Annotated in this window: 8 protein-coding genes; 5 read left to right on the top strand and 3 right to left on the bottom strand. The window is 36.1% G+C overall.

All coding sequences use genetic code 11. From position 1 onward, the window contains the following. Window positions 1–330 precede the first annotated feature (330 nt). Window positions 331–468, top strand: a complete 138-nt coding sequence (locus tag ACEW8U_RS07725) for a hypothetical protein (protein WP_373521463.1) — start codon at window positions 331–333, stop codon at window positions 466–468. Between the two features lie 133 nt (window positions 469–601). Further along, the gene (locus tag ACEW8U_RS07720; RefSeq protein WP_373521462.1) at window positions 602–748 is read left to right on the top strand and encodes a hypothetical protein; all 147 of its coding nucleotides are present in this window, start codon (window positions 602–604) and stop codon (window positions 746–748) included. A gap of 41 nt (window positions 749–789) precedes the next feature. Here ACEW8U_RS07720 and ACEW8U_RS07715 read toward each other — a convergent pair whose 3' ends face one another. Beyond that, window positions 790–5,286, bottom strand: coding sequence for an NACHT domain-containing NTPase (locus ACEW8U_RS07715; RefSeq protein WP_373521461.1), 4,497 nt, complete (start codon window positions 5,284–5,286; stop codon window positions 790–792). Window positions 5,287–5,562: 276 nt separating this feature from the next. On the opposite strand from ACEW8U_RS07715, the gene ACEW8U_RS07710 reads away from it, so the two are divergent. From ACEW8U_RS07710 to ACEW8U_RS07700, 3 genes are all read left to right on the top strand, one after another. Continuing rightward, window positions 5,563–6,906, top strand: coding sequence for a transposase (locus ACEW8U_RS07710; RefSeq protein ID WP_373521460.1), 1,344 nt, complete (start codon window positions 5,563–5,565; stop codon window positions 6,904–6,906). A gap of 280 nt (window positions 6,907–7,186) precedes the next feature. Next, a complete protein-coding gene (locus tag ACEW8U_RS07705) occupies window positions 7,187–7,858 on the top strand; it encodes a hypothetical protein (RefSeq protein ID WP_373521459.1) in 672 nt (223 codons plus the stop codon). Window positions 7,859–8,126: 268 nt separating this feature from the next. Further along, entirely contained in the window at window positions 8,127–9,437 is a 1,311-nt protein-coding gene (locus ACEW8U_RS07700; RefSeq protein WP_373521458.1) for a hypothetical protein, read from the top strand. Window positions 9,438–9,991: 554 nt separating this feature from the next. On the opposite strand, the gene ACEW8U_RS07695 is transcribed toward ACEW8U_RS07700, so the two are convergent. After that, window positions 9,992–11,296: an HlyD family secretion protein gene (locus ACEW8U_RS07695; protein ID WP_373521457.1), complete on the bottom strand. Its 1,305-nt coding sequence runs from the start codon at window positions 11,294–11,296 to the stop codon at window positions 9,992–9,994. Between the two features lie 2 nt (window positions 11,297–11,298). Next, window positions 11,299–12,478 (bottom strand): peptidase domain-containing ABC transporter (locus ACEW8U_RS07690; RefSeq protein ID WP_373521456.1); only part of this gene is annotated, 1,180 nt, incomplete at its 5' end.

The following is a 12,478-nucleotide window of genomic DNA, read 5'->3' as shown; positions in this document are numbered from 1 at the left end:
GTTGAACAATATTGAATATGAAGAAAAAGACAAAAACCATTCTAATTGAGGCTAAAAACTTACCGATATTTTTACAAACTGTGTTTAAAATCATAAAAAATGAGGGGTTAGGACAAATTTTAACTAAAAATCCAATTTTTTTATTTGGATTATAAAATCCTAAAAATTGGTTTTAATTCAATTTTTACTTACATTAAATTTATTGAATTTATTTCACACTTTTATGCTTTCCATGCAAAATTTATTTTTTTTTAGATATTTTTAGTCAAATTTGAATAATTTATATTCTTTGTAAAAAACACTTTTTTTATTTAAAACAAACCTAAGCCTATGACAAATAACAATGGCCGGAAAATCCATCAAGGCAGAAACATCAAAAGATTCCCGCGAATTGTTTGGCTTCAAATAGGAGGTCTTAGCATTCCAACTTGGAGAGGATTGGTCACAGAAGAAAATCTCCCTTCTTGAACAAAAAGAAGAGGTAGAAGTCAGCCTCCTCTCCCAAATCGCAGATGTTCTCAAACTGCCTGTAGAGGCTTTCCAAAATTATGATGAAGAACAGGCTGTGAATATTATTTCTAACACTATTAATCATGGGTCTGTGGGATACCAGAAAAACGAAAATTGCAACATTCACCCGGTTGATAAAATCATCCAACTCCATGAAGAAAAAATTGCTCTTTATGAAAGGATGCTAAAAGAGAAGGATGAGATGATGGGAAGGTTGGAGAGGTTGATTGGAAGATAGTTATCAAATTTTAATACTCTCTTATTTTGCGTTTATAGGTCTTAATACTTGTCTAACTTATCAAAAAAGTCACTTTTTTTCAATCTAAACTGTTTGTGCTTTAATGCATTATCAAATGCATCTAATGCTTTTTCACAAATCTCATTTTCTTTAGAGTAGTTTCCTAAAGCATTATAGCAGCTTATTATTATTTGCAATTGTTCTTCACCTATTAATCCGGAATATTGAATATCGATGATTGGTTGAGGTGAATTTAGAATTAAATCAATGCATTGGTCGGGATGGTCTGCGGAAAATGCCATCAAAAATTTATAGTATTCATAATCTCTTCCTCTACCGATTCTTGAACTAGTATAAGATTGAATATAATAGTAAAATTCATCAAATTTTTCAGTCGGACATTTAAAAAAGAATTTCGAAAATGCATTCGATATATCTCGCCCCTCTTCATTTAGGAAGCGATTCCATAATTTATTTATATATTCAGAGGATCTTCCTTCAACAATATATTCTACAATAGTTTCTATCGATCCTGCTTTATATTTATCATTTTTTTCAAAGGCTTTTTCTAACAATTCCTGTGCATTTTGATAATTATTTATTGCGGCAACGGTCAATACTTGGCCGAAAAAAAATATCCTTTGATCGTCTGTAACTTTATTAATAACATCATAATAATAATTTGTCATTTTATCAAAATTGACGTTATTCATATATTGTGAAGAAATATACCCTGCATTTAAAACTTGCCTAGAACCTCCTCGGGTTAAGTTTATAAATAAATTTAAGCACCTCTCTTTGTCAAAAATATTTAGCCATGCTAATTTATTGAGTATCATAGATATTACAACTTCATCCAATTCAGAAATTTTATTTTCGATTGTAGACACCAACTTTAAGAAATATTCATATGAATCCACATATGAGATCAATTTAAAAACTGCAAATCCACTTACTGAATTATACCCTAATTGGAAACTACTATCTGCATTTTCTTTATTCTCTTGAATCCATTTATGATTGGCACTTCCTTGTTCTCCCTTTTCAAAACACAATAAAAACCAATCAAATATTTTTTCACTAAAAGTTTTTTCTTTTATAAAATGGTCAATTGGATGTAAAAGATCAAGAGTTCCTTTTGAGGTAACTTTTTTTCCATCAAGAAGTTGTTCGTAATATTGAATGACTTCTTGGGAATTTGCCCCTGCTATCATTAAGCCATTTATAATTCTTGCGGAATAAATCTGCGGAATGGTGGTAGAGGATACAAACCTTGGAATCAATTTCAAATACCATTCAATATTATTTATGTTAATTTCTTTTTCAAGATTATAGGCGATTGTAAAGTGGCGATTATATAATTCTTCACTATTTGGGTATTTACCAAAATAATTAAGCCAGTTTTCAAAAGAAATTTTAGAAAAGGAGGATGGACTTAATTGTGGTACATTTTCTCTAAAAAAAGTTTGATCATATTTTCTTGCTTTTTCTTCAATTGGTTCAAACTTTCTTAGTAATTCTTGTTTGTAAGATCTCAACCATTTCTCATTCTCTAAATCTAAATCAGAAATGTGTTTTAACAGAATATATGAAGTTCTTCCAAAATATGGGTTTAGTTTGATTTCCTCGTAAAACCGAACAGGGTCTCTTTGGTTTTTTAGAAAATCAATAAATTGATTTTTCTGGTTAAGTGATAACTGTGAAAAACAATTTCTTAGAAAAATAGAAATCCCGTCAGTAAATCTGTTTTCGCCGTCTATTCTAAATCTTATTAGCCATGAAAGGACAAAATCAAAAATTCCTTCCAAATCAAAGTCAGGTCTTTCTAACATCACTATAAAATATATATAGTTAAAAGTAGAAAACTTACTTTTTTTAAATTGACTTAGCTCTTCATATGCAAAATCTGAATTTTGATCTATTTGTGAAATAATATGTTCTTTAATCAACGTTACAATAACAAAATGATAATCATGGTCAATTTTACTTTTTAAGTTGAAATCATAGAAAACCTGATCTTTCAATATCATACAAGACTCATATTCAATTTTGGTTTTTTCAAGAATATAATGAACAGATTTTATTAGGAATTGATATGTTTTTTCGGGCGAAATGGAATATACTTTTTTATATATGAATGGAGTTCTATGAACCAATAATTCAAATTGGTAATGTCTTGCATTTTTAACTTTATTTAACCTATTCTTTAAATCCAAAAATAATTGATCTAATACCCAGTCAATATGTTTTAAGGCTGCATTCTCTAAAATATGATAATAAAGAAAACCCTCGTTATCTAAAATCAAAAATTCCTCAACTAGTTTGAAAAATTCTTTGAAGGATTCATTTTCAAATAATTTTACTTGAAATAACACTTCTGAGATAAATCGATCTCGAATTTCAAATTCAGGAAGATTTTTTAAAAAATCATAGATAGGTATTTCATCTTCTTGAAGAATTTTTGAACATACAGTCCAAGCTATAGATAAATTGGTTTCTGGATTTTGAAGTAATTTACTTATAAAGATGCTAGAAACATACCTAAATATTTCTGCTGAAGTTATTGACTCTACAACTATTTGATATAGTTCAGGGTTAGCCAAAAGTTCCTTAACAAGATTTTTCTCTTCTTTTGAGGGGTTTCTTTGTGAACATAAATCCCCAATAATCAATGTTTTAATATGGAATCTAAATTCCGGTGATGTAAGAATTTTTTGAATTTCTTTGTTGTAATCAACCCTTTTACTCCCTCTCAAGAATGAAATAACAGTTCTTACCTTGTTTCGGAGAAATAATCCCTGATGTATGTTTTTTATTTCATTTGAAATCGACCGTCTACTTGAAACAAAAGTTCTTGCCAAGGTATAATCAAAGAATGTCTGGTGAAAAAAAGAAAATTTACCATTGGGACCAGTTGATCTAAGAAGATTCTCACTTAATAGGAATCCCATTTCATTGGAATACATATCGTATTCCATGGTAAATGCAGACATTGATTGATTTTGAAATAAATCCGTTACTAAAACAGCTAAAAATTCTGTCAAGATTTTTGGATCCAGATATGTGAAATTTAATATTTTTTGGTTCCAGAGGTGGTAGTATAAGGATTGTAAAGTTTCTAATTCTCCTAGTTGAATATGTTCAAGTTCAAGTCTTGTGAAAATTTCTAAATGTAATGGTGTTTTTAGAAGGTTAATTAAATTGATGTTTAAATTCCCTGTTTGCAGCCCTTTTTGTTCTAAAATTTCGCTTATTTCCTTTTCTGTAAATATTCCGATTTCTATTTGTTTTGCATTTTTATACTGAATAAGACGGGGGTCATTATTGAGATCATAGGTGCGACAGGATATGATTACACTAACCCCTTTAATTTTTGAAAGCTTATAGATGAGATCAGAATATTTATTTATTTGGGTTCTATCTTTTGAAAGGGATAGAGAAAGTGCGTCAATCTGATCTACAACCAATACCACCTTTTCATGCTTTTCAATTATTGAAACAAATATCCTGTCTAAATCTTCTTTAAGATTTAATTCATTTTTAAATAATTCATATGTAATAAATGTTGTACAATCTGCTTTTATTCCAAGAATTGGTGTACCCTGAATTATTAGGTTTTCGTAAAGATGTTTTAAAACAGTTGTTTTACCAGTTCCTGCATCTCCTACTAAGATTAGAATTGAATTATCATTTTCAACATCTTCTTTACGATTAATCCAGTTAATAATCTCAATAGTCTCTTTTCTTTCAATAAAGCAATCATTTTTAAATGATAACCCAACAGGATTATTTGCAAGGCTTGTTGAACCTTGAATTAGCATTTCTTCAAGTTCTGTTATATCCAGAGGAGCCAAGCTTCTTACCTCTCGATCGGCTAAATAATCTGTTATATCTTTATTTTTAGTCCTTAAACTTCTTATAGCCTTCTCAAAAGTGAAATTAAATAAAAGTTCAGGTACAAATTTTGAATGTGAAACCTTGCCTTCAAAACGAACTACAATTTGCTCCTTGATATTATCAAGGGTCATAACTTTGATTTCGCAATTTTTACAAAACTTAATAAGTTGAGATATTTCAAGACCTGTATATTCAATTAATTTTTCCCATTCTTTAAACCTACCACCGAGTTCAGATTTTATTTCTATTTCGCTATTGCACTTTCTAATCCTTAAAAAATCTTCACGAATTAATCTGGAATTTGATTCAGACACTAAAACAAGAGAAGAATCAGGAGTTTTTCGAAATTGGGCAACCAAAGCTGGTAAGACACCTTGTGATATTAGAGAAGTTATTGTCCAGGCATCTTTAGGTGCGTTTTTCTTTATTGTAAAAAAAGTTGGTTGGTTACAATTAAATACAACAACATCATCAATTGAAGCAATTGTTTCTTCTTTCCCAGGTTCCTCTGAGGGAATATATCTGGCCTGAGCTGAAACTTCGATATTGGGATTAAAGAAAGATTCTGCAAACTTTAATGCAACAAACCATTGTTCATATTCAACACCTGCTATATTAGCCGGACCTCCTGCGTATGGCATATTTTTAAAGAAGTATTTAGGTTTTATTATTTTTCAATAATTAATTGAAAATTTTTCTTTTTATCTAATCAATTCCCTGATATTTTAATAACCCTTATTGTTATTATACCAACCTAGAATAATTTAGGGCTTCTTGCGAATCCCTTAAGATGCTGATTGTCAGTTAATAACTTAACAAAAACATAACACAAAAACCCCGAATTTGGCTGTTTTTCGCTTTTTTCGGGGTTTTCTTTTTTGTATTTTAAGGTTGCAAACTTAAATACATTTAAAGTTATGATTCAGCTTCCTCTTTTCAAAGACTTTGACGGATATTCTCCAAAATATCATTTTTTCAAGAATTCATTGTTGGGCCAGATACATGATTCCATCCCTTGGGATGATCTGGTTTCCTGCCTTCCCGAAGAACGCTCTGGCAGAGGTGCCCCAAGCTGGTTCGGTGGCAAAGGCATGTTTGCACTGATGTTCTTGAAGGCCTATCTCAACACCAGTGACAGGCAATTGCTGGAGCGTTACAACACAGACTGGGCCTTACAGTATTTTTGCGGCAAAGTACTGGCCGAAAACCAGCATATCAGAGACATGACCATCATGACCAGGGTCAGGGCATATCTGGAAAAACACTGCGAATGGGAGAGACTTCAGGAAGTGCTTATCAACCACTGGAAGCGTGATGTCAACAACACCCACGTATTGCTCATGGACGCTACGTGTTATGAGTCATTCATACGGTTTCCAACCGATGTCAAATTGCTGTGGGAATGTTGTGAGTGGGTTTTTGAAAAACAGATGTTCAGATTCTGTTCCCAAACGGGGGTCAAAAGGCCCAGGTCTAAATTCAGGGAGCAGAGAATTGCCCAGATGGCTTATTCCAGAAAAAGGAAAAACAGTTTCAGGGAAACGCTCAGAAGAAGAAAAGCACTTGTATATCTACTCGGTAAAGGGATCGGCCAACTCCAGCAGATCCTCGACAGTACTAAGGGCGCAGATCTTGGTTTGAAGGATTTTGCAAGGTTTGCAGTGATAAAAAAGGTTCACCGCCAGCAGGAGTTTTTGTTGGACAACCCGCCTTCGGCTTTAAAAGACAGAATAGTTTCCCTGCACAAACCTTATCTCAGACCTATTGTGAGGGGAAAAGAAAACAGGCCGGTTGAGTTCGGGGCCAAAGCCCATATCCTTCAGGTGGACGGACTTACGTTTATAGACAAACTTGATTTCAATGCCTTCAACGAATGTACAAGACTTAAGCTCTCCGTTGCCAAACACAGGAGATTTTTCGGTCCTGTAAACCAGCTCGGGGCAGACAGGATCTATGCCACAAACAAAAACCGGAGTTTCTGTACTGCCAACAAGATTTTCACCTGTTTCCCTAAAAAAGGCCCCAAAAAGCATGACAGGGCAGAAAGCATACTCAGTTCTGAAATATCCAAACAGAGGGCTACTGTGATGGAGGGAGTGTTCGGTACAAACAAAGAGTTCTACGGACTGAGGAAAATCAGGGTAAAAGGAGACAAGAGGGAGAAGTTTGCGATATTTTTCGGGATAATGGCAGCCAATGCTGTCAAGATAGCCAAAAGAAGAGCTGAAAAGGAAAGCCCGCCGCAACAAAACGCTGCCTAAAAAACACAATTGAAGACATCTTCATGGGATAAGTGTGTCCATACTGTAAAGGACCCACCTATTCCCTATGCAACAAAGAAAAAATTGTACTTTTCCGTACCAAAATTGAATTCAAAATCATCCAAAAATCAAAGAGAAAAAGAAAGTAGGGTTTAGTTTTAACCCTACTTCTCAATTCCGAAGGAATTTTCCAAGAAGGCCTAATTTACCCTAATCTGGAATTTTTTAGAATTGTTGAAGTTGGAATATTGGGAACATGTTTTACCAAACCTTTCCCACCATGGTCATCATTAACAATTTCAACACCGGTCCCTATAGCCGCACAATCGTTGCCGATCAGGTATATGCTTCTGATCTGGAAATCTATATCCCTGTCATGTTATCACCCTCAGAGAAATCGGACTTGATAGGTTTTATCCATTGCTTCTTTGACAGCCTCCATCCATTACCTGAAGCCAGGGAATGCTTAAATGCCTTATCCATCAAAATTGCACACGGCGGATTGGTCACTTACTGGAATTCTGTAAACCAAGCCGTTTCTTTTTTGCAAAACTTCCGCAAACTGTTGGAAGCCGCATTCCTGATATCAAGGGATGATCGTGGGGAATTTAAAAGTGAAAAAACGACCAAGGAAAACCTTGTTCCCTCAAAAATATTGGCAAAGGGCAGAAAAATGGTAGATATCCTCCCTTACCTACCATCTTCATCCGACCCTCAAGATTCTTTGGATCCCATCAAAAACCTCAGGTATCTTTTTGCGGATTCAGAACCCGGTAAGCTGCTAAAGATCCTGAATGAATGGGGTAATTATACGCTTTCAGATACGAGACCTTCTTTGGAACTACAGAGAAACCTCTATTTATATGACATTGTATTCCACATGATCCTAGATTCCTGCCATCTGATCTACGTCAGAAGCCCTAAGGAAAAACAGAATAGCTTAGAAATCTAGGAAAAGGTAATTTCATTTCATCATCAAACAAAAAGTCCCCCCGGACAACAATGCCTGAGAAAGAGCAGTACAAAACATCAAGGTAAAGCAGAAAGTGTTAGGGCAATTCAAGTCAGAAAAGGGGCTGACAGCTTTTGCGTGATCAGATCCGTGGTTGATACCCTGCTCAAACGTTCGGAAAAGGTATTGGAAAACCTTAAACATATAGCTAAATTACAACCTGAGTAGTTACAACAAAACAATGTTTTTCCGAATCAAATCAAATGACGTGGATAAAAGTAATGTATTTGCAATTAACCTAGTAAAACGGACAGATCGAAGAGAAAGTATTATTTCAGAATTCTCGGATAAGGAAGAGTTCCAATTGACCATTGTGCCGGCGATAGAGCATCAGGTCGGTGCCATAGGACTTTGGCAAACTCTTTGTGGAATTGTTCGAAAAGGATATGAAGAGGACTTGGAATATGTCATAATATGCGAGGATGATCACACCTTCACCTCTCATTATTCGCCTTTAATCTTTCAGAAATCGATGGCTGATGCAATGAATTTTCAAATGGATGTGCTTCTGGGTGGAGTAAGTTGGTTCTCAACCTGTTTTCCTGTGACCCAAAGGCTAAATTGGGTAGAAAAGTTTTCAGGGTTGCAATTTACTGTAATATTCAAAAAATTCTACACTAAAATACTAAATACCAATTTTCAGGATAGTGATGCAGCAGACTATAAGCTGTCCTTCCTTAGTGATCAAATATATTTTATTTACCCATTCATCTCGGTCCAAAAAGATTTTGGATACTCTGACGTAACGCTTAAAAACAATGCGAAAAAGAGAATAGTGAACTTATTTAAGGATTCCTGCGAATTGGTAAACGCAGCAAAACAGGTTCTTTCGTTTTATAAAAAAAAGATTGAAACCCAAGTAAAACACCAAGTACTTGCCGATTTTGACAAAATGTCAGTCAGCACCTATATACTTAATTCAAAAGATTGCAAAAGGAATTTGTCTCGCATACTTTCTCAATTTGAAGGGAGAAGTGAGTTCGATGTACGTATTATCAAACTGTATGAACATGAACCTACCAACCCCGAGAATGCATACTGGTTAACATTGAATAAAATCGTCCAACAAGCATGCGATGAAGGGGATGATGTTATTATTGTTTGTGATGATAACCATCTTTTTACCAAGGAGTATTCAAGGATATCCCTGATAAAGCACATCATTGAAGGACATCAATTAGACACGAAGATACTCTGTGGAGGGGTTGATGATTTCGAAACTCCAATTCCCGTAATTCGGGATAAATTTTGGGTAAAATCATTTAAATCGTCTCCTTTTATTGTATTATATAAGTCTGTTTTTGAAAAAATATTAAAATTAACTATCAATAAAAATCTGACACCCGAGAACTTCTTTAGGGAAATAACAAGTAACAAATTAGTCATTTTTCCATTTATCTCAATAAGGGAAGATTCTAATAAGGCTAACCTCAAAATAATAATTCCATCTCATGAAACTATCTCTTCTCGATTGAAAAAAATATATCAAATCGCTGAATCGTCAAAAATTTCGTTTTGATCATGGAAAGTATCAAAAATTTCATAATTATGCTTATGGTGGAATTATCCCTGTTATGGGACTTAAGGTGATACCGTTGATTGCATTTTCATCCAAAACAATTTTGGATGAAAATACTAAGGCCTCTTGTTCACATCAAGTATTTCCTCCATACTCGCAAAAATAGGAACTGTTCTGGTCCGGTTGTATGACACATCCCTTTTCTATCCAAAGCTTAAAGTTGTTTTTTTAAAATGTTGCCCACTACCACATTAGAAATACTCTCCACAAAGTTAAGTTCTACTATTTTTACAGACAACAGCAAATACCATCTGGAATATCTCGGAGGAGTTTCACTACTACAAATCCGGACCGGTTTTGCTTCCACATCTCGATTTATTTTCTGCAAATTCCGATTTTCAAAATTTTATTGATCTGCCCATTAGTGACCTTTTCTGAAAATTCACCTTAATTGCGGTTCAACAGAACGTAAGAAACACAAAAAGCGTGAGAACTATATGAGCTCCAAAGGGTTTTTGCCTTCATTTATCCAAAATGTTTGAACAAGTTTTATTTTAATAAACCATAATTGACCTGAACTTGAAAAACAGCCTTTCCGCTACGCTCAACTCCTCGGTGATGATTTCCGCATTACCCAAAAGTTCCTGATTAAATCGGATTTCCCTATTGAAGGAAGTGGTCGTCCCATTGGGCAATGCGGCATAAACCAAATAGTTGAACTCATCGTCCGGTGAAACTGAAATGTTGGTAATCTTACCGATCAAAGCCCCATATTCCTGAAAGGGATAGTTATCCAACTTGATCAATACCTTTTGTCCAACACTGACCTTTCCGGCATTCTGAGGGGTTATCTTCATGGCACCCAAGAGCTCCGATGTATTTTCCGGGAGTACGGTGAATACCAGCTCACCGGAGTTGACCTGTTGGTTGGCTCCCCAGATTTTCTGGTAGCTGACCACCCCACTGATGGAGGATTTCATCAGATAGGTATATTCCCAATCCCTCAAACTGCGCTTTAGACTCTGGTAAGATTGAATCAGGTTTTTAAGTGAGCGGGCTTCCTGTTCTTCCTTATTGATGCCGGTGCTCCGAACGGTCTGATTGGCAATGCTGAGCGCTTCATGTAATTGTGAAATGGATATGGCCATTTGATTGACCTGTTCTTCTATCTGAAGGTATTCCATCTCTCTGGACTCAAAATCCTTGTCTGCGATGATGCCATCTTGATGGAGGTTTTTATTTCTCTCATAATCAATTTTGGCCAGATTTAGCCTACGGTCCAGCAATGCTTTTTGCGCAGTCTGACTTTGAATCCTTTTTTTGATTTCTTCGATAGAGATCCGGTTTCCTTCCAATTGTCCATCATAGGGCTGCAATTTACCCAACAGCCTGTACTCCATGTAACTTCTTTCGAATTCCAAAAAGGGAAGTCCTATCTCCCCAAGAACCAGATCAGCCAGTGATTCAATAGGAAAAAAATAATCATATTCCTTGGCAAAGGCCTCGTTTTCCATGGTAGTTTTCAGAAAAAGAACATCCTCGAGTTTTGCCGTACTCTTAATTCCTGCCAAGGGCTGTCCCATCCTGACCTTTTCCCCGTTTTTCACAAATAAAGTCTCTATCTGCCCTGAAATTCTGGCGGCTATCCGCTCTGTAGGATCTGTGGTGGTCACCAATACCTTTGCCTCAACAAAGTCTGGGTATCTGATCAAAAAAGATAACCCAAGAACCAGTGAGATAAGGATAAACACCAGGGTAATGCCCCATCGTATCAGCCAAGCCGGTGGTCTGGATATGATCTCCTGTACTTCTTCGGAACGAAGGTGAAGGTTACCGCTATGTATAGGCTCTGATGGCATGTTCAGCTTCCGTTTATCTTTTCAAGTTCGAGTTGGTTTTTTACCAGATCATAATAGACACCTTTGGAATACAGCAATTCCACATGGGTACCCTGCTCTACAATTTTTCCTTGATCAATGACGACAATTTGGTCGGCGTTTTTGACGGTACTCAGTCTATGGGCAATGATAAATACCGTTTTCCCCTGCATAAACCTATGGAGATTCTCCATAACTTCCCTTTCATTCTTGGCATCAAGGGCCGAGGTGGCTTCATCAAAAAACAAAATTTCGGGATTTTTATATACTGCTCTGGCAATAAACAACCGTTGCTTTTGCCCAGTGCTCATCCCGATACCCTCATTGCCTATTTTGGTATTGAAACCCAAAGGAAGGGACTGGATAAAATAGAGGATATTGGCGATTCGGGAAGCTTCTATCAACCGTTCCTGATCAATATGGTCCTGTCCTACGGCAATATTGGCCGCAATGGTATCATTGAAGACATAGCCTTCCTGCATCACCACGCCGCATTGGTCCCGCCAGCTTTTGGCACTGATTGTTTTGAGATTATGCTTACCATAGAGGATTTCCCCTGCTGTGGGGTCGTAAAATTTCAACAACAATTTCATCAATGTGGTTTTCCCGCTTCCGCTGGCACCGACTACTGCGGTGACTTTTTTGGGCTGAATGCTTAAATTAATCCCTGCCAATACGGGTTCTTCCGCTCCTAAATACCGAAAAGAAAGGTCTTTGGCCACCAGTTCGCCGCCGGCCTGTAATGTTCTCACAAATTGCTTTTCAGCACTTTCCTCATCTTCCTTATCATGGATTTCATTGAGCCGTTCCAGGCTTATTGCCGCATCCTGGTATGATCTGACAAAACCAACCAATTCGGAAATCGGGCTGTTGAGTTGCCCGATGATGTATTGGAGGGCAAGCATCATTCCAAGGGTGAGGTTACCTTCGATCACCAACACTGCCGAAGTAAAGGTGATCAATATGTTTTTGAGTTCATTGATGACCGATGAACCTACTTGCTGTGCCTGTTCCAGGGATAGGGACTGAATGGAAACGTGGAAAAGTCGGGCCTGTACAAATTCCCAGCTCCAACGCTTTTGCTTTTCTGCATTATGCATCTTGATTTCCTGCATGCCGTTGATCAGTTCGATCACGGTACTCTGTTCCTGGCTCATCTGGGCA

Origin of the sequence: Aquiflexum sp., from assembly GCF_041751335.1 — a bacterium.
Classification (GTDB): Bacteria; Bacteroidota; Bacteroidia; order Cytophagales; family Cyclobacteriaceae; genus Aquiflexum.
The sequence above is the reverse complement of the archived record's forward strand: the minus strand, read 5'-3'. Positions and strand labels throughout refer to the sequence as shown.